General features: G+C 70.2%; 19 protein-coding genes. 9 read left to right on the top strand and 10 right to left on the bottom strand.

Translation table 11 applies throughout. The features are described from left to right. Positions 1-1,092: serine/threonine-protein kinase (locus D7X99_RS03165; RefSeq protein WP_147476012.1), on the bottom strand; the 1,092-nt coding region annotated here is incomplete at its 3' end. Positions 1,093-1,240: 148 nt separating this feature from the next. After that, positions 1,241-1,873: a DUF4142 domain-containing protein gene (locus tag D7X99_RS03160; RefSeq protein WP_121776414.1), complete on the bottom strand. Its 633-nt coding sequence runs from the start codon at positions 1,871-1,873 to the stop codon at positions 1,241-1,243. 192 nt (positions 1,874-2,065) lie between these two features. Between D7X99_RS03160 and D7X99_RS03155 the strand changes: the two genes are divergently transcribed. Beyond that, complete coding sequence (locus D7X99_RS03155; RefSeq protein ID WP_121776413.1) at positions 2,066-4,627, top strand: RNA helicase; 2,562 nt, start codon at positions 2,066-2,068, stop codon at positions 4,625-4,627. Positions 4,628-4,630: 3 nt separating this feature from the next. Here D7X99_RS03155 and D7X99_RS03150 read toward each other — a convergent pair whose 3' ends face one another. Further along, positions 4,631-4,924, bottom strand: coding sequence for a LysR family transcriptional regulator (locus D7X99_RS03150; protein WP_121776412.1), 294 nt, complete (start codon positions 4,922-4,924; stop codon positions 4,631-4,633). A gap of 101 nt (positions 4,925-5,025) precedes the next feature. On the opposite strand from D7X99_RS03150, the gene map reads away from it, so the two are divergent. Together map and D7X99_RS03140 are read left to right on the top strand one after the other, a co-directional pair. Continuing rightward, positions 5,026-5,817 carry a type I methionyl aminopeptidase gene (gene map / locus D7X99_RS03145; protein ID WP_121754097.1) on the top strand — a complete coding sequence of 264 codons (792 nt, stop codon included), beginning with the start codon at positions 5,026-5,028 and terminating at the stop codon, positions 5,815-5,817. A 102-nt stretch (positions 5,818-5,919) separates the two neighbouring features. Then, positions 5,920-6,855, top strand: coding sequence for a YeiH family protein (locus D7X99_RS03140; protein WP_169827531.1), 936 nt, complete (start codon positions 5,920-5,922; stop codon positions 6,853-6,855). Positions 6,856-6,864: 9 nt separating this feature from the next. Here D7X99_RS03140 and D7X99_RS03135 read toward each other — a convergent pair whose 3' ends face one another. Further along, positions 6,865-7,779: a LysR family transcriptional regulator gene (locus D7X99_RS03135; RefSeq protein WP_121776411.1), complete on the bottom strand. Its 915-nt coding sequence runs from the start codon at positions 7,777-7,779 to the stop codon at positions 6,865-6,867. A 133-nt stretch (positions 7,780-7,912) separates the two neighbouring features. On the opposite strand from D7X99_RS03135, the gene mltG reads away from it, so the two are divergent. Further along, complete coding sequence (gene mltG, locus D7X99_RS03130; RefSeq protein ID WP_121776410.1) at positions 7,913-8,929, top strand: endolytic transglycosylase MltG; 1,017 nt, start codon at positions 7,913-7,915, stop codon at positions 8,927-8,929. Positions 8,930-8,938: 9 nt separating this feature from the next. Next, a complete protein-coding gene (locus D7X99_RS03125; protein WP_121776409.1) occupies positions 8,939-10,642 on the top strand; it encodes an ATP-binding protein in 1,704 nt (567 codons plus the stop codon). Positions 10,643-10,646: 4 nt separating this feature from the next. On the opposite strand, the gene D7X99_RS03120 is transcribed toward D7X99_RS03125, so the two are convergent. Further along, entirely contained in the window at positions 10,647-11,597 is a 951-nt protein-coding gene (locus D7X99_RS03120) for a hypothetical protein (RefSeq protein ID WP_233613063.1), read from the bottom strand. A gap of 164 nt (positions 11,598-11,761) precedes the next feature. Then, complete coding sequence (locus tag D7X99_RS03115) at positions 11,762-14,113, bottom strand: immune inhibitor A domain-containing protein (RefSeq protein WP_121776408.1); 2,352 nt, start codon at positions 14,111-14,113, stop codon at positions 11,762-11,764. A 201-nt stretch (positions 14,114-14,314) separates the two neighbouring features. Here D7X99_RS03115 and D7X99_RS03110 point away from each other — a divergent pair, with 201 nt between their 5' ends. From D7X99_RS03110 to D7X99_RS03100, 3 genes are all read left to right on the top strand, one after another. Further along, positions 14,315-16,984 carry a phosphoenolpyruvate carboxylase gene (locus D7X99_RS03110; protein WP_121776407.1) on the top strand — a complete coding sequence of 890 codons (2,670 nt, stop codon included), beginning with the start codon at positions 14,315-14,317 and terminating at the stop codon, positions 16,982-16,984. Positions 16,985-16,994: 10 nt separating this feature from the next. After that, complete coding sequence (locus D7X99_RS03105; protein WP_121776406.1) at positions 16,995-17,717, top strand: hypothetical protein; 723 nt, start codon at positions 16,995-16,997, stop codon at positions 17,715-17,717. Positions 17,718-17,794: 77 nt separating this feature from the next. After that, on the top strand, positions 17,795-19,705 hold the full coding sequence (locus D7X99_RS03100; protein WP_121776405.1) for a CotH kinase family protein: 1,911 nt from the start codon (positions 17,795-17,797) through the stop codon (positions 19,703-19,705). Here D7X99_RS03100 and D7X99_RS03095 read toward each other — a convergent pair. From D7X99_RS03095 to D7X99_RS03080, 4 genes are all read right to left on the bottom strand, one after another. Then, positions 19,699-20,052 (bottom strand): DUF2845 domain-containing protein, encoded by a 354-nt coding sequence (locus tag D7X99_RS03095; RefSeq protein ID WP_120580243.1) that lies wholly within the window; start codon positions 20,050-20,052, stop codon positions 19,699-19,701. The two genes, D7X99_RS03100 and D7X99_RS03095, sit on opposite strands and share 7 nt — an antisense overlap. A 91-nt stretch (positions 20,053-20,143) precedes the next feature. Further along, complete coding sequence (locus D7X99_RS03090; protein ID WP_121776404.1) at positions 20,144-20,497, bottom strand: DUF2845 domain-containing protein; 354 nt, start codon at positions 20,495-20,497, stop codon at positions 20,144-20,146. Positions 20,498-20,586: 89 nt separating this feature from the next. Then, positions 20,587-21,864, bottom strand: coding sequence for an SGNH/GDSL hydrolase family protein (locus D7X99_RS03085; protein WP_121776420.1), 1,278 nt, complete (start codon positions 21,862-21,864; stop codon positions 20,587-20,589). A gap of 216 nt (positions 21,865-22,080) precedes the next feature. Beyond that, positions 22,081-22,971 (bottom strand): hypothetical protein, encoded by an 891-nt coding sequence (locus D7X99_RS03080; RefSeq protein ID WP_233613062.1) that lies wholly within the window; start codon positions 22,969-22,971, stop codon positions 22,081-22,083. A 127-nt stretch (positions 22,972-23,098) separates the two neighbouring features. Here D7X99_RS03080 and D7X99_RS03075 point away from each other — a divergent pair, with 127 nt between their 5' ends. Next, entirely contained in the window at positions 23,099-23,455 is a 357-nt protein-coding gene (locus D7X99_RS03075; protein ID WP_120580246.1) for a TIGR02266 family protein, read from the top strand. The last annotated feature ends 29 nt before the right edge of the window (positions 23,456-23,484 follow it).

The following is a 23,484-nucleotide window of genomic DNA, read 5'->3' as shown; positions in this document are numbered from 1 at the left end:
GGCCAGCGGCTGGGCGGCCAGGGACTCCGTCCGAGGTCCCGCGGAAGGGGCGGGGGATGACGTGTCGTGGCCGGCGTGGGGGCGCATGCCCACCGTGGGGATGTGCTCCTCGCGGTCCGGCGGACGCGGCACCGACGGCGGGGCCGTGGGATTGGCGGGCCGCGAGCGCTGCTCCGGCTTCACCTCCCCGAGCGTCTGGAGCGGGCTGCCCGTCAGGTCCAGGATGAACGAGCCCACGTCCGGGTAGCGGTCGTCTGGCTTCTTCGCCATCGCGCGGGAGATGGCCGTCACCACGTGCGGCGGCGTCTCGGGCGCCAGCGTCAGCAGCGGCGGGGGCTCCAGGTGGACGATCTGGTAGATGAGCTCCGCGACGTTGTCGCCGGAGTAGGGCGGCCGGCCGGCGATCATCTCGTAGACGATGCAGCCGAACGCGAAGAGGTCCGTGCGCGCGTCCACGTTGCTGTTGTGGCCCATGGCCTGCTCAGGGGCCATGTACTGCGGCGTCCCCATCAGCACGGAGTCCAGCGTCATCAGCGTGCGCGAGTCCACGAGCTTGGAGATGCCGAAGTCGAGCAGCTTCACGCGCTCGCCCACGACGCCGCCCGCTTCCGTGGGCACGAGGAACACGTTGCCCGGCTTCAGGTCGCGGTGCACCACGCCCGCGCGGTGCGCCGCCTGCAACGCCGCGCCCATCTGCCGCGTGATGGAGATGACCTCCTCCAGCGGCAGCTTCTTCTGCTTGCGAAGCCGGCGCGACAGGCCTTCACCGCGCAGGTACTCCATCACCATGAAGGGCGTGCCGTCCTCCAGGGTGTCGAAGTCCAGCACCTCCACGATGTTCGGGTGCCCCAGCCGGGAGGCGATCTCCGCCTCGCGCCGGAAGCGCAGCGCCACCTCTTCCGACACCTCCTCCGCGCCGTGCAGCACCTTGATGGCGACCTGCTTGCCCGGCAGGCGCAGGTGGCGCGCGAGGAACACCGCGCCCATGCCGCCCTTGCCCAGCACGGTGCCAATCTCATACGTGGAGCGCAGGACCCGTCCCGTGGTCAACGGCTCGCTCTGCGCGGAGGTCGGTTCGGTGGGCTTTTGCATCGGCGGTCCAAATTCCTACTAGACCGGTCCGACACGATTGGAAAGCACCTGGGTCGAATCCTCCCCCACGGGTCGTGTGAACGCGCTCGGGCTCTCAGAACCTGAGAGCCCGAGCTGTATTTTTATCCAGCGACGGAAAGCGCTCCGCCTACGGCGTGACGGGCGGGAGCACCAGGTTCGACTGGGTGACCACGGCGGCGTTGATGTTCTGCTGCACGCTCTGCCGCTCGGTGAGCGCCTCCTGCGTCAGGGCCGGGTTGGTGATCTGGGGCGACAGCAGGCTGTCGTTGAGGAAGCCGATTTGCGTGTGCAGGGCGAGCTGCGCGCTGGTCAGCGCCAGGTCGAGCGCGGGGCCCGCGGCCGGTGCGTTCGGACCGGCGAGGGTCTGCATGATCTGCTGGGCCTCCGTCTGCAATTGGAGGCTCAGCGCGGAGTCCTCGGGTGTGATGCCCTGGGCCGTGAGCAGCGCGTCCAGCCGTTGTCTCGCGGCGGTTTGATCCGTCACCAGCTGGTTGTTGAAGGCGATCACGGCCGGGTCGGTGGAGAGCGGCGCGGCGTACTGGGCCAGCATCACCAGGCTGTCGTTGGCCACCTGTAGGACGCGGGCGATCTGCGCGTCGGTGAGCGTCAGGAGCACGCCCGCGTCGATGCCCGCGTCCGGGACCTGTTGCTGTGGCACGTCCTGCGGCGTGGGATTCTTGTTCGCCTCGCTCCCGCAGCCGTAGCCCAGCGCCAGCGCGCCCGCCAGCAGTGTCCCCATCCAGAATTTCGCTGTCCGCATGTCCAACCCCCGTGAATGTCGCGGAGGCAGGATGGGGAGGCCCTCCGTTGATGGCCATGCGCGTCTCAGCCGTTGCCACTGTGCCCGGGTGCACAGGCCGGGCAGGCAGGGGGCCTCTCCGGGTGCGAGTGTCGGCCCGGGAACGCGCGATTTTTCACGGGGATGGGGCGGCACCTCCTAGAGTCGGGCCCGATGAGTGCCTCCGCCGACACCCGCGCCCCGCTCGCCGCCTTGCTGCCGAAGCCTGGCGAGCCCCCTCTCGATGCCGACGAGATCCTCAACCGCTTCGTGGGCTACGTGGCCACGAACGGCCTGAGCCTGTACTCCGCCCAGGAGGAGGCCATCCTGGAGCTCTTGAGCGACAAGCACCTGTTCCTCAAGACGCCCACGGGCTCCGGCAAGTCGCTGGTGGCCATGGCGCTCCACTTCAAGGCCATGGCCGAGGGCAAGGTGTCGTTCTACACGTGCCCCATCAAGGCGCTGGTGAACGAGAAGTTCTTCGCGCTCTCCAAGGCCTTCGGCCCGGAGAACGTGGGCATGCTGACGGGCGACGCGTCCATCAACCGCGAGGCGCCCATCCTCTGCTGCACGGCGGAGATTCTTTCGAACCTCGCGCTGCGTGACGCCTCCGCGCGCGTGGACGCGGTGGTGATGGACGAGTTCCACTACTACTCCGACAAGGAGCGCGGGGTGGCCTGGCAGATCCCGCTGCTGGCGCTGCCCAAGACGCAGTTCCTGCTGATGTCCGCCACGCTGGGCGACACGCACGTCATCGAGCAGAGCCTGGAGAAGCTCACCGGCCGCGAGGTGGCCACGGTGCGCAGCTCCGAGCGCCCCGTGCCGCTGGACTTCGACTACCGCGAGGTGCCGCTGCACGAGACCATCCAGGACCTCATCGCGCGCGGGAAGTACCCCGTGTACCTGGTGAACTTCACGCAGCGGGCCGCCGCCGAGCAGGCTCAGAATTTGATGTCCGTGGACTTCAACACCAAGGAAGAGAAGGAGGAGATCCGCCAGGCGCTGCTGGACGCCCCCTTCGACACGCCCTACGGCAAGGACTTCCAGCGCTTCCTGCGCCACGGCATCGGCATGCACCACGCGGGCCTGCTGCCCAAGTACCGCCTGCTGGTGGAGAAGCTGGCGCAGCAGGGCCTGCTCAAGGTCATCAGCGGCACGGACACGCTGGGCGTGGGCGTGAACATCCCCATCCGCACGGTGCTCTTCACGCAGTTGTTCAAGTTCAACGGCGAGAAGCTGACGACGCTGAGCGTGCGCGACTTCAAGCAGATCTCCGGCCGCGCGGGCCGCAAGGGCTTCGACACCGAGGGCAGCGTGGTGGCGCAGGCCCCGGAGTACATGGTCGAGAACATCCGCCAGGCGGCGAAGGAGGCCGCGGGCAAGAAGAAGTCGCCCAAGGCGAAGCCGCCGCAGAAGGGGTTCGTGCAGTTCGACAAGAGCACCTTCGAGCGGCTCCAGAACGGGATGCCGGAGCCGCTGGAGTCGCGCTTCGACGTGAGCCACGGCCTGTTGCTCAACCTGCTGCAGAGCGACAAGACGGAGGGCAGCGGCGGCTACAAGCGGCTGGTGCAGTTGGTGATGCGCTCGCACAGCTCCGACTACACGAAGAAGAAGCTGCTGAAGGACGCGGCGATGTACTTCCGCACGCTGCGCGACGCGGGCATCGTGAAGGTGGTGCAGTGGGAGAAGCACTCGGCGACGGTGGAGGTGTCGGAGGACCTGCAGCGCGACTTCAGCCTCAACCACACGCTGTCCCTGTACCTGCATGAGACGCTGGAGCTGTTGGACCCCGCGCTGGACACGTACGCGCTGGACGTCGTCACGCTGGTGGAGTCCATCCTGGAGAACCCGGACGTGGTGCTGTACGCACAGCTGCACCAGCTGAAGGGGGAGAAGATCCAGGAGATGAAGGCGCGGGGCGTGGAGTACGACGACCGCATGGAGGAGCTGGAGAAGCTGGAGTGGCCCAAGCCGAACCGCGAGTTCGTCTACGGCACCTTCAACGCCTTCGCGAAGAAGCACCCGTGGGTGGGCGAGGAGAACATCCGGCCCAAGTCCATTGTCCGGGACATGTTCGAGCGCTTCATGTCCTTCCACGACTACGTGCGCGAGTACGGCCTGCAGCGCAGCGAGGGCGTGCTGCTGCGTTACGTGGGTGACGTCTACAAGTCGCTGGTGCAGACGGTGCCGGAGAAGTTCCGCAACGAGGACCTGGACGACTTCCTCGACCACCTCCGCGCGACGCTGCGTCAGGTGGACTCCAGCCTCCTGGACGAGTGGGAGCGGATGCGCAACCCGGAGGCCCCCGTCGAAGTGAAGCCGGTGGTGGACCTCAAGCCCAAGGAGCTCACGGAGGACCCCAAGGCCTTCGCCGCGCGCGTGCGCGAAGAGCTGCACCGTTTGTTGCGCGCGCTGGGCCAGCGCCGCTACCTGGACGCGCTGGGCATGCTGGACAACGCGCTGGGCGAGTGGACCGCGCCGAAGCTGGAGCTGGCCATGGCGCCGTACTTCGAGGAGCACAAGCTGGTGGTGCTCACGCCCCAGGCGCGCAAGCCGGCGAACACGCAGCTCAAGGAAGCGGGCACGCGCCAGTGGGAGGCCCAGCAGCGCATCATGGACCCGGAGGGCCATGGGGACTGGGTCATCGACTGTGAGGTTGATCTGCGCGGCCGCCGCATGGACGACGGCCCCATCCTGATGCTGCGCCGCATTGGCGGCATGACCGCCTGGTCTTGACCGTCAGGTGTGGGGCGGCTTGGAGGCTCCAGCGCCTCCGGCCGCCTCGCGCACGGTGAGGGTGGCGACCTCCACCTCCGCGAGGATGCGGCGCGCGTGGTGGAGCAGGGCCTCTCCGGTGGGCAGCAGGCGCATGCCTTTGGGGACGCGCTCGAAGAGGGGCGTGCCCAGCTCATCCTCCAGGGCGAGGATGTGACGGCTGAGCGGCGGCTGGGTGATGTGCAGCCGGAGCGCGGCCCGGCCCACGTGGCCCTCTTCCGCCACCGCGACGAAGGACTGGAGGTGCGTGATGCTCACGCGCGGGACGTTAGCGCGAGTCGCGCGCGCCGTGCACGCAGGCCGCGTCATGCCGGAACAGCATTGGACGCTCCGGACGGGCGGGTGCCACCTTGCCCGGCATGGGAATTCCTCTCTTCAAGGGCAGTGAAGTGGAGCGGTTGCGGCTCGCGGGCCGTGCGGCGGCGGGCACGTTGGCGCACGTGGCGTCCCGGCTCCAGCCGGGCGTGACGACGGCGGACATCGACGCGTGGGTACGCGAGGACACGGCGCGGCGGGGTGGGACGCCCAGTCAGCTGGGCTACAAGGGCTTCCCGGCCACGGTGTGCACCAGCCGCAACCACGTGGTGTGCCATGGCATCCCGCGCACGGATGAAGTGCTGAAGCCCGGCGACATCGTCAACGTGGACGTGACGACGCACCTGGACGGCTTCCATGGCGACACGTCCGCCACGTTCATGATTGGCGAGGTCTCCGCGGACGCGAAGCACGTCGTGGACGTGGCTCGGCGCTGCCGGGACGCGGGCGTGTCGGTGGTGCGGCACGGCGCGCGGTTGGGGGACATTGGCGCGGCGGTGATGGCGCTGGCGAATGCGGAGGGGTGCAGCATCGTGGAGGAGTTCGGGGGCCACGGCATCGGCAGGCAGATGCATGGGGAGCCGCACGTGCCGCACGTGGGCAAGGCGGGCACGGGCATCACGCTGCGCTCGGGGATGGTCATCACCATCGAGCCCATGGTGAACCTGGGGCGGCCGGACATCCGGATGATGCCGGACGGGTGGACCGTCGTGACCGCGGACGGCAGCCTGTCCGCCCAGTTCGAGCACACCGTGCTCGTCACCCGCGACGGATGCGAAATCCTCACGCCCAACGAGCTGTCCCTGCTCATCTCCGCGAGCCATCCAGAAAACTGATGCCTTATCGTTTCTGACATCTGGTGTCCGGAGGCCGCTCGGCGCATGTCCTGGCGCATGGAAACGCCTCCACCGCTTCCCGTTGTCCATCCCCGGACCTGGATGGCCGGACATGTCCTGGTGCCGCTGTGCGCGGCGCTCTGCCTGCTGCCTTCCGTCTCCACCGGCGTGGCCCTGCTCGCGGGGCTGTGCGTGGCGCTGACCGTGGGCAATCCCTTCGCCGGGACGACGCGGGCCCTGACGCCCCGGCTGTTGTCCCTGGCGGTGGTGGGGCTGGGCGCGGGCATGGACCTGCGCACGGTGCTCGCGGCGGGGCGTGAGGGGCTGGGCTACACGGTGGTGGGCATCGCGGTGTGCCTGACGCTGGGCGTGGGGCTCGCCCGGCTGCTCGGTGTTCCTCGCGTGACGGGGCTGCTCATCAGCGTGGGTACCGCCATCTGCGGCGGGAGCGCCATCGCGGCGGTGGTGCCGGTGCTGCGGCCCCAGGAGCATGAGACGTCCGTGGCCCTGGGCACGGTGTTCCTGCTCAACGCCGTGGCGCTGTTCGTCTTCCCCGTCGTGGGCCACGCGGTGGGGCTGACGCCGCACCAGTTCGGCCTGTGGTGCGCGATGGCCATCCACGACACCAGCTCCGTGGTGGGCGCGGCGCTGCGCTACGGCCCCGAGGCCCTGGCGGTGGCCACGCCCGTGAAGCTGGCGCGCGCCCTGTGGATCCTCCCGCTGACGGTGGGCCTGGCCGCGTGGCGCCGGCGCGAAGGCCACGAGGTGACGGGCCGGGTGCGTCGGCCGTGGTTCATCGCCGGGTTCCTCGGCGCGGCGGCGGTCGTGACGGTGTTCCCCGGGCTCGCGCCGGTGGGGCAGGGCGTGGCGGCCGTGGCCCGGCAGCTGCTCGTCGTGACGCTGTTCCTGTTGGGAGCGGGGCTGACGCGCGAGACGCTGCGAGCGGTGGGCCTTCGTCCGCTCGCGCAGGCGGTGGCGCTGTGGCTGCTCATGGCGGGCCTTTGCCTGGGCGCGCTGCGGCTGGGCTGGGCTGCATGAGCTGCGGGCTCAGGGCAACAGCACTGGGGGCGTGGCGCGGGCATGGCGCAGGAAGCGGCCCGCGGCTCCGGACGGATCATCCACGGGCAGGGCCCAGGAGAACGCTCGCGGGATGCGCAGCCCTGGCACGGGCAACACCTGGAAGCGGCCCAGGGACAGCTCACCGTCGATGCTCCAGCGGGACAACAGCGCCACGCCCAGGCCCAGGGACACGGCCCGTTTGATCGCCTCGGTGCTGCCCAACTGGAGGTCTCCGCGTCGGGGCCCCTTGCGCACGCCCGCCTTGCGCAGGGCTCGGTCCAGCACGGCGCGTGTGCCGGAGCCCTGCTCGCGCCACAGCAGCGGTACCTCCCGCAGCGCCTCCATGGTGCGGATCCGCGACCACTCCGCCGGCCCCTGTGCCGAGACCACCGGCACCAGCTCGTCATCCAGGTAGCGCTCCAGCCGGATGCCGGGCGCCCGCGCGTGGCCCTCCACCAGCCCGAGCGGCACCCGGCCCTCCGACAGCCACGTCAGCACCTCGCGCGTATTGCCCACTTCCAGACGAACCTGGAGCTCACGGTGCGTGCGCAGGAAGGACGCCAGCAGACCGGGCACGATGGCATTGGCGACGGTGGTGCTCGCCGCCAGCGCCAGCTCTCCGGTGAGGGTCTCCTCGGCCGCGATGGCGAGCGCCGCCTCGTCCAGCAGGCCATGGATGCGCTGGGCGTAGTCGAAGAGCACACGCCCCGCCGCGTTCAGCCGCACCCCGCGTGCCGTGCGTACGAGGAGCGGTTGGCCGCAGTCCGCCTCCAGTTGCCGGACCTGCGCGGTGACGGCGGGCTGTGACAGGTGGATCAGGCGGGAGGCTGCGGAGATCTGCCCCGTCGAGGCGACGACGCGGAAGGTTTCGAGCCGGCGGGGGTCGACGAACAAGGGCGTCATCCTAGACGAGGCGCGGGGGGAGGGGCGTCTTCATCGCTGGGTGTTGAGAAGGGGGCGCTTGCGTCCGCCTGCCCGGCAGGGCGCACGGTGGTTCTCGTTGGAAGCGTCAGGGCCTTTGATAGGTTGCCGCCCCATGAAGAAGATCCTGGTCGCGCTCCTCGTGCTCATCGTCCTGGCGGTCGCGGGTGCAGGCGGCGTGTTCATGCACTTCCAGAACGCCACCACCGCGCCGCACGCAGCCGCGGATCCGGCTCCCAAGGAGTTCGTGGTGAAGAAGGGCGCGTCCGCGCGCTCGCTGGGCCAGCAGCTCCAGGCCCAGGGCTTCCTGGAGAACCCCACCGTGTGGCGCTTCCACCTGTGGCGCCGGGGCAGCCTCAACGTGAAGGCGGGCCGCTTCATGCTCAGCCCCACCGCCTCCGTGGCGGAGCTGGCCAACGCCCTGGAAGGACAGCCGCTGCCGGAGGACGTGCCCTTCGCGATGATCGAAGGCTGGCGCCTGCGCGACACCGACCAGGTGCTCGCCGCCCAGGGCCTCATCAAGCCGGGCGAGTACATCGCCGCGGCCAGCCGCACGAGCAGCTTCGCCGCGCCGTTCCCGCTGCCCGTGCGCAGCCTGGAGGGCTACCTCTACCCGGAGACGTACGGGATCATCGCGGACAACTTCAAGGTGGAGGCGTTCATCCAGCGGCAGATCGACACCTTCCGCGCCCGCTTCTACGACGAGCACAAGGAGGAGATTGGCAAGAGCGGCCGGTCGCTGCACGACATCGTCGTGATGGCCTCCATGCTGGAGCGCGAGGAGCCGGTGCCCTCCCAGCGCGCGCTCGTCGCGGGCATCCTCTGGAAGCGCGTGGACAAGGGCTTCCCGCTGGGCGTGGACGCCACCAGCCGCTACGAGCTGGCGGAGTGGAACGACCGCAAGGCATTCCTCAAGCGGCTGCGGGACAACTCGGATCCGTGGAACTCGCGCACCCGCGCGGGCCTGCCGCCGGGCCCCATTGGCGCGCCCACGGTGGACTCGCTGGTCGCCGCGCTGCGGCCGGTGAAGAGCGACTTCTGGTACTACCTGCATGACGCGCAGAAGGTCCTGCACCCGTCGCGCAACGCGCAGGAGCACGAAGCGCTTCGCGCCAAGTACAACGTGTACTGAGGCACCGCGATGACGTCTCCCCTGCTGGACCCGAGCAGCGTCTCCACGCCTCCCGTCGGCGCCGAGGCCGCCCTGCGCGAGGAGCTGGCCCAACTGCGCCAGGAGACCGAGCGGCTCCGCCGGCTGCTGGAGACCGCGGCGCAGGTCACCTGGTCGACGAACCCCGCCAGGGATGCGCTGGCGCCCATCTCCCCGTCGTGGACGGCCTTCACCGGCCAGACGGCGGAGCAGATGCGCAACCAGGGGTGGCTCCTCGCCCTGCACCCGGATGACCGGGCGGGGGCCCTGACGGCGTGGGAGCGGGCCAGGGCGGGAACGCAGCCCTTTGCTGCTCGCTACCGGCTGCGCCGCGTGGATGGGGCGTACGTGTGGATGCTCGCGCGGGGCACTCCCGTGCTGGGGCCGGATGGCTCCGTGCACGAATGGGTGGGCACCTGCATCGACATCCAGGCGCAGGTCCTGGGTGAGGAGCGCGCCGCGTTCCTCACGCGGGCCAGCGAGTTGTTCGCGTCGTCGCTGGATGCCTCCGCCACGCAGGAGTCGCTGGCGTCGCTGGCGAACCTGTCGGTAGCGGCGCTCGCGGACTGGTGCATCGTGGATGTGCTGCATTCGGACGGCCACTTCGAGCGCGTCCAGGTGGTGGCGGCGGATCCCTCCCTGGCGCCGCTCGCGGCCACCGTGCAGCGGCTGACGCCGGTGCCTCGGGAGCGGCCCGTCTATCCTCCCGCGGTGGCGCTGGCGACTGGCCGGTCCACCCTGGTGCCGGAGGTCACGGACGCGGTGATGCAGTCCGTGGCGCAGGACGCGGATCACCTGGAGACGATGCGGCGGGTGGGCATCCGTTCGCTGCTCACCGTGCCAATCATGGCCCGGGGCCACATCCTGGGCGCGCTGTCCTTCCTGGTCACCACCTCCAGCCGCCGGTATGGCGACGAGGACCTGCGGTTCGCCCAGGAGCTGGCGAACCTGGCCGGGCTCGCGGTGGACAACGCGCGGCTGCTCCAGGGCGCACGCGAGGCCATCCGCCTGCGCGACGAGTTCCTCTCTGTCGCGAGCCACGAGCTGAAGACGCCGCTGACGCCGCTGAGCCTGAAGCTCCAGGCGCTGTCGCGCGCGGTGAAGTCGCATCCGGACTCGCCGCTCGTGCCGGTCATCGAAGCCCACGTGGAGACGGGGCACCGCCAGGTCCGCCGGCTCACGGAGCTGATGAACGACCTGCTGGACGTGTCGCGCATCAGCGCCGGCACCTTCCGCCTGCAGCGCGAGGAGGTGGACGTCGCGGAGGTGGTGCGCGAGGTGGCCGCGACGTTCGCGCCCAGGTTCGTCCTGGAGCACTGCGAGTTCCAGGTGGAAGCCCCGGAGTCGGTGCGCGGCTGCTTCGACCGGGTGCGGCTGGCGCAGGTGTTGGATCACCTGCTGGACAACGCCCTCAAGTACGGCCCCGGTACACCGGTGTCCGTGCGGCTCGTGGCGGATGGGCCCGTGGCGCGGCTCACGGTGCGCGACGGGGGCATCGGCATCTCGCCGGAGCAGCGGCCCCGCCTCTTCGAGCGCTACTGCCGCGCGGTGTCCGAGCGCCACTATGGCGGGCTGGGATTGGGGCTCTACCTCACCCGCACCATCGTGGAGGCCGAGGGCGGGCGCGTGTCCCTGGACAGCCGCCTGGGCGAGGGCGCGACGTTCATGGTGGAGCTTCCGCTCACGCGCTCCTGAGCCGCTACGGCGCGCCCGTGCCGGGCGATTGGGGAGATGTCTGGAACATGCCCGCGAGGATGCGCTCGGCCGCGTCCGCGAGCAGATCCCTGGCCATGCGCGTCTCCTCGCCGAAGATGCCGCGTGACGTGTTCGCGTCCAGCACGTGCGTGGCGAGCAGCGCGAACGCCGCGGGCTCGTCGAACGTCGCCTCCGAGGTGAGCACGCGCTTGCCGGGCTGTTGATCCTCTTCGTGGAAGCGCCCCTCCCACGTGTCGCCCAGCGTGATGGAGAAGTACTGCGCGGCGACGTTGCCGGGCCGCGACATGTGCGAAGCGGCCACCACGGCGCGCAGCTGACCGCGCTCCTCGGCGGTCATCTGTCGTTTCCACGCCTCGACCGAGGCATGCATGGTGTCGAGCTGATCCTTCGCCGCGTCCTCGGCGTTCTTCAGGAGGTCCGGCACCCGGGCGTGGATGAACGCGGAGAGCTCCGCCTCCGTCACGCGGTTCGCGGCCAGCACGTCGTCCACGAGCGAGAGCGACGCATCGAGCAGACGGTGCTGCCGCGCCAGGGCTTCGGCCGGAAGTCCCCGGCCGTCCAGGCTCATGCGCGAGGCGGTGATGAGCCGCCGCATCGTGGTGAGCCGCGTGCGCGTCTCTTCATCGAGCGCGTCCTTGCTGGCGAGCAGGACGTGGAGCGCGAGGGGCACGTGGGTGACGGCCTTGAACTCGTGGTAGTGGCGCGTGCGCGCGGGCGCCTCGAAGCGCTGGCCGCGCATGCGCAGGATGAGCACGTCGTCGATCTGCGCGATGACGGGCCCCATGCGGGACAGCACGGCCTCACGGCGCGCGGCGTACGCGTCGCGGAACGCCTGGTTGAGCACGGAGAGCGGATCCGCGGACTCCAGCGCCACGGTTCGCGCGACCTCGGAGGGCGGCTCGGGAGGAGGGGAAGGGGAGGCGGGACCACCCACGGGGCACTCGGCCATGCGGGCACCGTAGCGCCCCCCGCGCGACCGTCATCCGTGGCCGCGCGCCGGGTGTCCGGATTCCTTCAACCCGAAAAGCGAAAGGCCGGCCCCGCATCGACGCGGGACCGGCCCTCCTTCACTGCTCAGCGGTGACGACGGTCAGAGGACTACTCGACCGGGCGCACCTGGACCTGCATCACGGTCTGGGCCGGGTTCGTCGACAGCACCTCGATGATGGTGCCCGTCTTCGGGACCTTCACGCCGCCGTACGGCTGCGTGGCGTACCAGAACTCGTTCGTGTCGTTGAACACCGGCACCGCGGGCTGCGAGGCGTACTCGCTGCGCGGGAAGCCGTTGGGCTTGAGCGACAGCGGGAAGCTGGGCTCCAGGCCGAACGTCGCGTCGTGCGTCTGCACGCGGCCGGACCAGTAGCGGCCGTCGCTGCGCTGCAGGGGCTGCGGGCGCGAGTCGATGGGCAGGATGCGGCCCGAACCCGGGTGCTGAGACACGTTGTTGTTCGACTGCGACGTGTCCCAGTAGGTGATCAGCAGGCCGGGGTTGTACGAGTAGCGCTCCGCCCAATCCACCAGGCCATCCGAGCTGAAGCCGAAGTTGTACGGACCCGTGGCCAGACCCTCGTCGTAGCCGCGGAACTGGCGCCACTCGGCCAGGTAGTAGTTGTCGTAGAGGGTGTTGGTGCCGTCCGTCACGAAGAACGTCGACTTGTCCCACCACTTGTGGCCCCACTCGCCGTCGTCGCCAAAGACGTAGGTGTTCTTCGCCCACAGCTGCACGGCGTCCACCAGGAAGCCCTTGTTGAACTCCGCCCCGTCCGTCTTGTAGCGGAGCTTCAGGGTGACGGTCTTGCCCGCGTAGGCGGACAGGTCGAACTCCAGGGGAATCCAACCACCGGACGTGCCGGTGATGCCGTTGCCCAGGTTGTTGCCCCACGGGTTCGTGGTGCGGCTCACGGGGCTGGCCAGGTTGGTGAACGGGCCACCGTCCACGGAGAGGGCGACGTAGGCGTAGTCCCAGTCCTCCTCGATGTCGAACCAGGTCTGGAAGGAGAAGGTGATGGGCTTCTTGTTCGGCAGCTTCACCGTCTTCTCGAGCACGCGGTCCAGGTTGTTGCCCTGGCCGCCCTGCCACATGCCCTGACCGTCGTACGGGGCGGTGGTGGGCTGCACCACGGGCTTGCCGGGCAGCTTCACCACGAGCGCCTGCTTCGCGTTCGCCGAGGTGAACTCCGCGGGGCCCAGCTTGTGGTACGAGTACAGGCCCGCGTCCGTGGTGGCGTAGTCCAGCCAGCCCAGCTGCAGCTTGTCCCAGGCGAAGAAGTCACCCGGACGGCTGCCAATGTCCTTGGTGCCGTCGTTCAGGTACGAGCCGGACGACATGATGGTCCAGAAGCCCGTCCCGTTGTCCGCCGCGTTCGTCGTGTCGTAGTGGTCCGGCAGGCCCAGGTCGTGGCCGTACTCGTGCGCGAACACACCCAGACCGCCGTTCTCCGGCTGGATGGTGTAGTCGCCCACCCACTTGTCGATGCCCGTCCCGAAGCGCGTGCCGCCGTTCTGGTTGTACGCGGGGCCGATGCCATCCGCGCTCGTGCCGTTGCTGTACGCGAACCAGCGGTGGCTCCACACGGCGTTGGGGCCCTGCGCGCCGCCGCCGACTTCCTCACCCATGCCGGCGTGGACGATCTGGAAGTGGTCGATGTAGCCGTCCGGCTCGTCGAAGTTGCCGTCGCCGTCGTAGTCGTACCGGTCCCACGTGTCGAACGTGTCCAGGTACGCCTTGATCTCCGCGGGCGTCTTGCCAGCGGCCAGCTGGGCGTTGGTCCACGCCTTGATGGCGTCGCTGACGAGCGGCCAGATGGAGTTGGAGCAGCTGGAGCTGCCGCACAGGTTGTTGCCGTAGCGGGCGGCGTTGTACGGCACCTTCACCCACTCGGACACCGTGCCGGACACGGTGTAGCGGCCGGACGACGCGGCCTTGTAGAAGTTCGCCACCGAGTCCGCGCCCGGAGCGGTGTCGAAGTAGAGCTTTTCGAAGTGCTCGCGGTTGTAGTCCGGCTGCCAGATGGTGGTGTTGTCCACCGCGCGGTCCGGGCCCGGAATCGCGTTGTGCAGCGGGCCGGGGATGTTGCCGCCCGGGTTGGTGGCGGGGTTGCCGAACACCGGGTGGATCTGCGTGCCGTACTCCACCAGGATGACGAAGATGCGGTCCGTGCGCTGCAGCTCCAGCTCCACGAACTTGCCGTTGGCCAGCTTCTGCACGCGGCCCGGCTGACCACGACCCTCCAGGCGCTGCTGCAGCGCCTGCGCCTTGAGCTCCTTCTGCTGCTCACCCAGACGGTGGGGCAGGTCGTCCGTGATGTCCTGGACAACCGCCTGGCGCAGCTTGGTGGACGGCGCGGCGACGTCGGGTTGCGGCTTCTCGTACCACGCGCGCTCCGCGTACGCCGACGGCGCCGCGAGCGTCAGCAGGCCCAGGGCCAGCCAAGATGGGTTTTTCCGCATTGCCACTCCTTTGGGTCAGGTCAGACATCCCGGCGGGGTCCGGGAGTGCCCACTTTCTAGTGGAAGCCACGACCCCTTGGGAAGACCGGGAGGTTGAATTTTTCCTGCAAGGACGGAGCGGGTCATCCGTCGGCTGGCGGTCGAAAATTCGAGAATGGGTAGGGGCGGTGGGGGGCCAAAGGACTACGGTTCCGGTCCGTTATGGCGCGTTCACGTCCCGTGGATCCCCCGCTGCGGCGGGATGTCCGGCTCTTGGGCCGGTTGTTGGGTGAGGTGTTGGTGGAACAGGAGGGGCAGGCCCTGTTCGACAAGGAGGAGGAGGTCCGCCACCTGGCCATCCAGCGGCGGCGGGGCCCGGTGGCCGGACGACGCGCCGCGGCGGCGGAGCTGGCGGCGGTGTTGCGGCGGCTGCCGTCGGAACAGGTGGAGCCGGTGCTGCGCGCCTTCTCCGTCTACTTCCAGCTGGTCAACCTTGCTGAGCAGCACCACCGCATCCGCCGCGCGCGGGCCCACGCGAGCCCCACCTCCACCCGGCCCCAGAAGGGGTCGCTGGAGTCGACGCTGCTGGCGCTGAAGGCCGCGGGCGTCAGCGCCGACAAGGTGCGTGAAACGCTGGGGACGTTGAAGGTGACGCTGACGTTCACCGCGCACCCGACCCAGGCGGTGCGCCGCACGCTGCTGGAGAAGCTCTACCGGCTGGCGCAGCTGTTGGAGGAGCGCGACCGGTGCACGCTCACCCCGCGCGAGTCCGCCGCGAACCTCACCGCCATGCGCGAGGAGATCACTGCGCTGTGGCAGACGGACGAGCTGCGCCGCGAGCGCCCCACCGTGGGCGACGAGGTGAAGAACGTCCACTGGTACGTGGAGGAGATGCTGGCGGAGCCGGTGGCCCGGCTGCCGGAGGCGCTGGACTGGGCCTTCGAGCGCGCCTACGGCGAGCCACTCGGTGCGCTGGACACGCCCGTGCGCGTGCACTCGTGGGTGGGCGGCGACATGGACGGCAACCCGCTGGTGACGCCGGAGGTGTTCGCGGACACGCTGCGCGCGCACCGCGCCCGAGGACTGCGGCTGCTCTTGCGCGACGTGGAGCGGCTGGGCGGGATGCTGTCGCAGTCGGAGCGGCACGCGCGCCCCACGCAGGAGCTGGAGCGCTCGCTGGAAGAGGACGCGAAGGCGCTGCCGGACGTGGCGAAGCAGCAGGGCCCTCGCACGCTGGGCGAGCCGTGGCGCCGCAAGCTGCGCTTCATGGAGGAGCGGCTGTCGCTGGCGCTGGAGCACGTGCTGGCGCGGCGGGAGGGGCGGGAGTCCACCTTGCAGGCCGGGGCCTACCGTTCGCCGGAGGCGCTGGGGGATGACCTGGCGGTGCTGGAGCGGTCGCTCTTCGCGGCGCGCGCGGAGCACGCGGGCCTGCGCGAGGTGCGCCGCATGTCCGAGCGAGTCCGCGCGCTGGGCCTGGGCCTGGGCGAACTGGAGGTGCGGGCCCCCGCGGAGGACGCGGTGAGCGCGGCGGCGTCCTTCAACGGCGGACCGGCCCCCACCGAAGGCGGCAAGCGGCTGCTGGAGGTGCTGGCGAAGCTGCGCGAGGGCCAGGACGAGGGCGGCGAGTCCGTCTGCCGCACGCTCATCCTCTCCATGGCCTCCACCGCGGACGACGTGCTGGCGGCCTTCCAGTGCCTGAAGCACGCGGGGCTCTGGGACCCGAAGCTCCAGTGCGCCACCGTGGACGTGGCGCCCCTCTTCGAGCAGCTGGGCGCGCTGGACGGCGGCCCGGACGTGCTGCGCCAGCTCTTCGCGCATCCGGAGTACCGCCAGCACCTGAAGGGCCGTGGGGTGCAGGAGGTGATGGTGGGCTACAGCGACTCCGGCAAGGAGGTGGGCCTGCTCGCCGCGAGCGCCGCGCTGTACCGCGCCCAGGTGGCGCTCACGCAGGTGGCGGACGAGAACGACGTGCCCCTGCGCCTGTTCCACGGCCGAGGGGAGACGGTGGCGCGCGGCGGCGGCCCCGCCCAGACGGCCATCCTCGCGCTGCCGCCGGGCACGGTGGCCGGCGCCTACAAGGCCACCGAACAGGGCGAGGCGATGGACCACAAGTACGCGCGCCCGGAGCTCACCCAGCGCACGCTGGAGCTGGTGGTGGGCGGCGTGCTGCTGCACACGCTGGACGCGCAGCCGCGCCCGTCCCCGGAGGACGAGTCCGCCTTCCGCGCCGCCTTCGACGCGCTGGCGGAGTCCGGCCGCAAGGCGTACCGCGGGCTCGTCTGGGATGACCCGGGCTTCGTGGAGTTCTTCATGAAGGGCACGCCGGTGGATGAGATTTCCGCGCTGCCCATCGGCTCGCGCCCCAGCAAGCGCAAGGCGGGCGGGCTGGACACGCTGCGCGCCATCCCCTGGAGCTTCGCGTGGACGCAGACGCGCGCCATCCTCCCGGCCTGGTACGGCGTGGGCAGCGCGCTGGAGGAGTACGCGGCCACGCCGGAGGGCGCGGCGCTCCTGCAGCGCATGTACAAGGAATGGCCCTTCTTCCGCACGGTCATCGACAACGTGACCATGGTGCTGGCCAAGACGGACATGGCCATCGCGGCGCGGTACGCGAAGCTGGCGCCCGCGTCCACGCGGCCCCTGTGGCTGCGCATCCAGCAGGAGCACTCACGCACGCGCCGCGCGGTGAAGTCGCTCACGGGCGAGGCGAAGCTGTTGGACAACAACCCGCAGCTGCAGCGGAGCATCGCGCTGCGCAACCCCTACGTGGACCCCATGTCCTTCCTCCAGGTGGAGCTGCTCAAGCGCAAGCGGGACGGGGACGCGGAGTGCGACCGGCCGCTCCTCCTGGCGCTCAACGGCATCGCTGCGGGCATGCGGAACACCGGTTAGAGAAGAGACCATGGCCCAGGACACGTTCATCGTGGAGGAGATCAACCCCAAGCACGGCTTCGCGCGCGTGCGCCCGGAAGAGGGCACGGGGTTGCTGCACACCGCGCTCTATCCGGATCCGGAGTTCACGCAGGCGCCGCCCTTCCAGCTGCGCAAGGGGGACCGGGTGACGGGCCTTCGCCGGGGAGAGACGGTGTCGGAGGTGTCCTGGCTCAAGCGCGTGGAGCCGCCCTGGGAAGAGGTGGAGCGCGTGGCGGAGCTGCTCGCGCTGCTGGAGCGCTGGGAGATCCGCATCCCCCACGAGGCCCGAGTCCTGGCCGAACACGCCTGGCGCGACAGCAAGGACAACCCGCTGCGCGACGAGCTCCAGGCGCAGCTGCCCACGTTCTTCGACCTGGAAGGCGCCCACCCCTTCGAGGACCCGACGCTGCTGGAGCGGCTGTCCGCCGCCATGCAGCCGTACCTGCCGGGGTTCGTCATCCAGCCGGTGCAGGGCCAGCCCGCGGTGCGCGTGGAGCCCGGAGCCGTGGAGGTCCAGGCCGGCGTGGGGAGCTGGGACGTGCCCCAGCCCACCTTCGTCCCGATGATCGCGGAGGTGAACGCGCGGCTCGCCGCCGCCGGAGCCCCCGTGCGCTGGGTGCCCACGCGCGAGGACTGGATGCTCGCGCCGCCCGCGCTGGCCGCGCTCCTCCAGAAGCACGGCCTGCTCGAAGCCACCGCGCCCCCCGCTTGAGGGAGCGGGCTCCCGCCGCGCTGTGTCACAGGGCGGTGTGAGGTCAAAGCATTGTCTGCTACAGGACGGAGACCCTCATGCGTCTCCGTCACCTCGCGTCCTTCGTCCTGGGTCTTCTCCTCCTCTCCGGGGCCGGCTGCGAGCCCGCCCCCGAGCGACGGCTGAATGAGGCCGAGCTTCCACCGCCCTCCGGGCCTCACGTCACCATTGACGGGCACGAACCGGACACGCACCGGCTGTTCGGCACGGTGGCGAGCGACGCTGGGCCGTCACGGGTCCAGGTGTACGAGGACGGGCGCTTCCTGGGCCATGCCGACATCGACAGTGGCCGCTGGAGCCTGCCCTGGTGGCCGGGCCGGCGCGCGCTGTCGCTGGAGGTGGTGGCGCGCGACAGGCAGGGCGCCGAGGCGCGGGCCCGCGTCGACTTCCAGCACCTGACGTTCGACGCGCGGCCCGGGCTCTATCAACCGGAGACGCTGCTGGCGTTGCCCACGGCCCAGGGGTTGCGGACGTACTTCACGCGGGACGGCTCCACGCCCACGCCCGAGTCGTGGCGCTACACGGCTCCCATCGCGCTGCTTGCGCGCTCCACGCCGCTGGCGCGGTGGTCCTTCGTCCCCACGACGCCGCTGGATGCCCCGGAAGTTCTGCGGTGGGTCGCGCCGCTGGAGGAGCCGCCCCAGGTCGCGGTGGTGCGCTACCGGCAGTTCGCGGGCGCGGAGCCGGTGGGCCCGGTCCGCACGCGCACGTTCGTCATTGGCCGGGCGCCGTACACGCTGCCGGTGCTGTCGCTCGTCACCGACGCGGCGAACTTCTTCGATCCGGAGATGGGCATCTACGTCCCCGGCCTCGCCGCCGAGGCCCGGCCCGACGATCCGCTCGCGGCCAACTACATGCAGAACGGCAAGGAGTGGGAGCGCCCCGTCCACGTGGAGTGGTTCGAAACCTCCGGCCAGCGCGTGTTCGCCCAGGACGCGGGCGTGCGCATCCACGGTTCTGGCAGCGCTGCGTTTCCGCAGAAGAGCCTGCGGCTGTACGCGAAGGAGGACTACGGCCCCAAGACGTTCGCGGGGCCGGTGTTCCCGGGCTCTCCGGTGACGGAGTTCACCCGGCTCATCGTGCGCACGTCCGGACAGGACCAGGGCGTCACCAAGCTGCGCGACTGCATGTTGCAGGGCCTGCTGGCCGAGACGCGGCTCGCGATCCAGGCCTGCCGCCCCACGCTCGTGTTCCTCAATGGCGAGTACTGGGGCCTGCACGAGCTGCGCGAGCGCCTGGACGAGTACTACCTGGCGTCGCACTACGGCGTGGACCGCAAGAAGGCCGTCATCCTGGAGAACGACGGGGTCCTGGACGTGGGGGAGGAGGGAGACGAGCAGCCCTATCAGGAGCTCATCGACTACGTGGCGACGCACGACCTGTCGGAGCCGGAGCACTCCGCCTGGGTGCGCGCGCGGATGGACGTGGAGGACTTCATCGAATACCAGGTCGCGCAGCTCTACCTGGGCAACTCGGACTGGCCGCGGAACAACGTGAAGTTCTGGCGGCTGCGCACGAAGAAGCTGGAGCCGGACGCGGCCCTTGGACACGACGGCCGTTGGCGCTGGCTCGTGTATGACCTGGACGCCGCCCTGTTCCACGGTCCGGACCACGACAGCCTGGGGCGCGTGCTGGACGCTCAGTCGGATGCGGGGGCCTGGTCCACGCTGCTCTTGAGGGGCCTGCTCCAGTCGCCGGAGTTCAAGGCCCGCTTCATCGAGCGCTTCCTCTGGCACATCGAGCACACCTTCGCCGAGGAGCGGGTGACGGCGGCCCTGGACGCGGCGGCGGAGGCGCTCGAGCTGGAGATGCCCGACCAGGTGGCGCGCTGGAGTCAGCCGGCTTCCATGGAGGGCTGGCGCGAGAACCTCCTGTTCTTCCGGTCAGCGCTGATCCGGCGGCCGGAGATCATGCGCCAACAGCTGGAGCAGTACCTGGGGCCTCAGTAGCCGTAGGAACCGCTGCGCACGTCCACCAGCCGGCCGTCACGGAAGATGGCCACCTGTATCAACCGGTGGGGCCCGAAGTTGTAGGTCCACTCCTCCACGGTCGTGGAGGTCGTGACCTCCGTGGAGGCCTCCCCGTAGCGCGTCTCACCCCGCGCCCCTTCCTTGACCTTGTGGGTCACGTACTCCGTCTTGCTCTGCTTCGTCGCGGGCTGCCCACACTTGGCCAGCGCGTCCAACTGCGAAGCTCCTTCCGACACGATCTTGTTGTCACAGCGCAGCGCGGACGCGTGGACGAGGGAGGGCAGGGCGAGGCCGGCGAGGACGAGGGCGGCGGGAAGGGCGCGCATGGGGGACGCTCCGAGGAGTAGGGAAGGCAGGGAACTCGGCATGGACGCACCGGCCCCGAAACTATTCAACCTCCCCGTGTGCTCCCTGGGCTCAGTAGCCGTAGCCGCCGCTGCGCACGTCCACCAGCAGGCCGTCGCGGAAGATGACCACCTGCATGAGCCGGTTGGGCCCGAAGTTGTAGGTCCACTCCTCCACGTTGCTCGAGGTCGAGAACTCCGTGGAGGAATCCCCGCGGCGCGACCCGTCCCGCCTGCCTTCCCGGGACTTGTTGGTCACGCGCTCGCGCTTGGTCTCGGTCGACACGGGCTGGCCGCACTTCGCCACCGCGTCCGTTTGCGACGCCCCCTCCGACACGAGCTTGTTGCCACACCGCAGCGACGCCGCGTGGGCGAGCGAGGGCAGGGCGAGGCAGGCGACGACGAGGGCGGTGGGAAGGGCGCGCATGGGGGAAAGCTCCGGGAGTTGTGAAAGACGGGAACACCGCCTGGACGCAACGCCCGCGAACCTATTCAAACCCTCCGTGCGCTTTCCAGCTACAGCCCGCCCTTCGCCTTGAGGGTCCGCGCCGCCTCGTCCGCCATGACCCGGTGGCCTTCCACGGACGGGTGGATGCCGTCCACCTCCAGTCCGTCGATGAAGAGGTCCACGTTGCCCGGCTGCCGCGTCACGGCCTCCAGGTCGATGATCTGCGCGCGCGTCAGGGAGCGCAGCCACGCGTTGAACTCGTGGCGCTGGGCCTTCATCAGCTCGAAGTCACCGCCGTCCGCGCCCATCTTCTCCTTGGGCAGCAGCGTGCTGACCCACAGCTTGCACATGGGCTGGAGCTGATCCAGCAGCTGCGTCATGCGCTGCTGCAGCTTCGGCACCGTCATGCCCTCCGCGGCCAGGTCATTGACGCCCAGCAGGACGACGCAGTCGGTGACGCCCTGCAGGGAGAGCACCTCTTGCGGCAGCTGGAGGCTCGCGTCCCAGAACCCCTGCCCGGACGCGCCCGAGTTCACCACCGGCACCCCGAGCTGCTTCTCCACCCGGGACGGCCACGCGTTGCGCGTGTCGTTCCACGTGCCCGTGTAGCCCTCGGTGATGCTGTCTCCAATGGCGACGAAGGCCCGGCCCGGCGCGCCTTCCACGTCCACCGTCGCAACGCCCGTGGCGTACTCCCAGGTCTGGCCGCCCAGCGCGCCTTGCGTCGTCGCGAAGGCGCCGGTCCTCATCCAGCTGTCCGGGAACGCCTGGATGCGGCTCTTGCCCAGCGCGCCCTTCACCTCGAAGGAGATGGCCACCTCGTCTCGGAAGCCCACCGGGAAGGCGATGGGATCCGACGTCACCAGCGTGCGCGTGCCCGTGGTGAAGCCCGCTTGTCCGCCGAAGGTGAGCGCCACCGGCGCGGAGCCCAGCGCGCCATTGGCGCCGGCCTTCGCCACCGTGGCCCGCTGCAGCGTCAGGCCGCCGTCGCCGGAGCGGAAGGTGACGCGCACGCGGCTGCCCGCGCGCCCCAGGGGCACCTTGATCCGGTACGTGGTGAAGCTCCCCACGGAGACGGATTCACGCAGCGACTGATGGAAGGCGGGCTGGAACTGCGTGGGCAGGGGCGCCACGGGCGGAGTGGCCTGCACCTGGTGCCCGTCGTGCAGCGTCAGCGTGGGGGCGGCCTCCACGGACTCCGTGGCGGCGGGCGCGTTCACCTCCGCGTCCGTGCGGCCCGGCCCGGAGGACTCCTCGGGCGAGCGGCCGTCATCCATGCCTCCACACCCCACCAGCACGCTCAGGGCACCGAAACACCCCCAGCGCAGCGCCATCCTCAGACCCATGCCCACGACCTCCCGGCGCAAGACAATGTGCACGATGTGCCCGCGTGGCGACCCGGGGATTCATGGCGCGCGCCAATCGCCACGGACCGTGAACTTCCAACAGCCGGGCACGCACGGCGCAGGACTTCCCCCACGAGGTGGCGGGCCGGGCCCCTGGAGGACCCGCGCGCTCGCCACCCCGGGTGGAGAAGCTTCCTTCCGTGGGCAATCCGTTGCCTACGGGACGCAGGCCCCCACGTCGCCGTTGTTGTTGATGGGCCGGCAGGTCACGCCGTTCGCGCACCCCGGTGAGCCCGCGGGCGTGCGGCACAGCGTCCGGCACGTGCCGCTGCCGTCGGCCATCACGCAGGTGCTGCCCCGTGAACACTGGTTGCTGAACTCACACGCGGCGCCTTCCGTCAGCCCTCCCTGACCCGCGCACACCGGGCCGTTGGCGGCCGGGTAGCAGCCCAGCGGGCTCTCGCAGTCCTGCGCGAACGCATCACAGCTCGCGGACGCGGGGCCACACACCAGCGGCAGCTCGCGCGTGCCGCTCAGCCGCAGCACGGTGTTGCACTCGCCGGAGCCGCAGTCGGACGGCGCGTGGCACAGCTTGCGGCAGAAGAAGCCCGTGCCGCCGTCGTCCTGCGACGCGTCCTTGCAGTACAGGCCCGCCGCGCACGTGTCGTACGTCTGGCCCGGAGGCGACTCGGCCAGCGTGCACGGCGCGCCCTCCGTGGCGGTGCCCGCGGCGACGCACTGGCGCGCGGTGCTGCCGCCGTCGGTTCCCACGTAGGTGCACCGCTGTCCGGACGGACAGTCCTGGCGGACCACGTCGCACGCGGCCGCGAAGCACTGGCTGCCCGTGCCGCCATCCGCCAGGTCCGTGTACAGACAGCTCTGGCCCGCGGCGCAGCCCTCCTGCTTCGCCACGTTGCACGCGAAGTCGGAGCTTCCGCCCCCGCCGCCATCGCCAGCATCGACAGTCCCGGAATCTCCGGCATCGGTCCCGGAATCCAGGGACGTGCCCCCATCCGTTGGCGGGCGGACAGTTTCTCCGTCATCGCAGCCCGCCACCCACAGCCCCAACATCAGGGCTCCACCCAGCAACACGAGACGTGCACTCATCCGGAAACTCCTGGCTTCGAAGTAGCCTGGGACTTACACGAGCCATTCCGTTGTCCGTGGGCCCTTGAACCGGGCCTGGAAACCAGCCGACACTTCCGGTCCGAGAACCGAGGGGGTCAGGGTGCGCATGAACACGAAGTTGGATGGGCCGGTGGAGCCAGACCCGTACATGAACCGTCGCGCAGAGGAGCGCGTGGCGGCGCGGTTCGAAGTGCGCTTCGAGCAGATGGAGGACGCGGCGCGCGCGCTGCGGGCCTACTCCCTGAATGTGTCCGCCGGCGGTCTGTGCCTGCGCACGCGCAAGTCCTACGACGTGGGCGCGCAGGTGCGGCTGGCCATGGTCATCGACGGGGAGGACTTCCACCTCACCGCCGTCGTCGCATGGGTGCGCGACGAGGCGGAGGCCATCGGCGTGCGCTTCATCGACGTGAGCGAAGAGGACCACGAGCGCCTGCGCCGCGTCATCGCGAGCTTCAAGCGCTGAAACGCTTCACCCCGCGAACGGGCCCGGCC

Origin of the sequence: Corallococcus sp. AB032C (assembly GCF_003668935.1) — a bacterium.
Classification (GTDB): Bacteria; Myxococcota; Myxococcia; order Myxococcales; family Myxococcaceae; genus Corallococcus; species Corallococcus exiguus.
This window is presented reverse-complemented; position numbering and strand designations above follow the sequence as displayed.

Excerpts from the sequence above, each read along its gene's own strand:
- D7X99_RS03160 (WP_121776414.1), bottom strand. The coding sequence starts at position 1,873 with ATGCGGACAGCGAAATTCTGGATGGGGACACTGCTGGCGGGCGCGCTG.
- D7X99_RS03155 (WP_121776413.1), top strand. The coding sequence starts at position 2,066 with ATGAGTGCCTCCGCCGACACCCGCGCCCCGCTCGCCGCCTTGCTGCCG.
- map (WP_121754097.1), top strand. The coding sequence starts at position 5,026 with ATGGGAATTCCTCTCTTCAAGGGCAGTGAAGTGGAGCGGTTGCGGCTC.
- D7X99_RS03140 (WP_169827531.1), top strand. The coding sequence starts at position 5,920 with ATGGCCGGACATGTCCTGGTGCCGCTGTGCGCGGCGCTCTGCCTGCTG.
- D7X99_RS03135 (WP_121776411.1), bottom strand. The coding sequence starts at position 7,779 with ATGACGCCCTTGTTCGTCGACCCCCGCCGGCTCGAAACCTTCCGCGTC.
- mltG (WP_121776410.1), top strand. The coding sequence starts at position 7,913 with ATGAAGAAGATCCTGGTCGCGCTCCTCGTGCTCATCGTCCTGGCGGTC.
- D7X99_RS03125 (WP_121776409.1), top strand. The coding sequence starts at position 8,939 with ATGACGTCTCCCCTGCTGGACCCGAGCAGCGTCTCCACGCCTCCCGTC.
- D7X99_RS03115 (WP_121776408.1), bottom strand. The coding sequence starts at position 14,113 with ATGCGGAAAAACCCATCTTGGCTGGCCCTGGGCCTGCTGACGCTCGCG.
- D7X99_RS03110 (WP_121776407.1), top strand. The coding sequence starts at position 14,315 with ATGGCGCGTTCACGTCCCGTGGATCCCCCGCTGCGGCGGGATGTCCGG.
- D7X99_RS03105 (WP_121776406.1), top strand. The coding sequence starts at position 16,995 with ATGGCCCAGGACACGTTCATCGTGGAGGAGATCAACCCCAAGCACGGC.
- D7X99_RS03100 (WP_121776405.1), top strand. The coding sequence starts at position 17,795 with ATGCGTCTCCGTCACCTCGCGTCCTTCGTCCTGGGTCTTCTCCTCCTC.
- D7X99_RS03095 (WP_120580243.1), bottom strand. The coding sequence starts at position 20,052 with ATGCGCGCCCTTCCCGCCGCCCTCGTCCTCGCCGGCCTCGCCCTGCCC.
- D7X99_RS03090 (WP_121776404.1), bottom strand. The coding sequence starts at position 20,497 with ATGCGCGCCCTTCCCACCGCCCTCGTCGTCGCCTGCCTCGCCCTGCCC.
- D7X99_RS03085 (WP_121776420.1), bottom strand. The coding sequence starts at position 21,864 with ATGGGTCTGAGGATGGCGCTGCGCTGGGGGTGTTTCGGTGCCCTGAGC.
- D7X99_RS03080 (WP_233613062.1), bottom strand. The coding sequence starts at position 22,971 with ATGAGTGCACGTCTCGTGTTGCTGGGTGGAGCCCTGATGTTGGGGCTG.
- D7X99_RS03075 (WP_120580246.1), top strand. The coding sequence starts at position 23,099 with ATGAACACGAAGTTGGATGGGCCGGTGGAGCCAGACCCGTACATGAAC.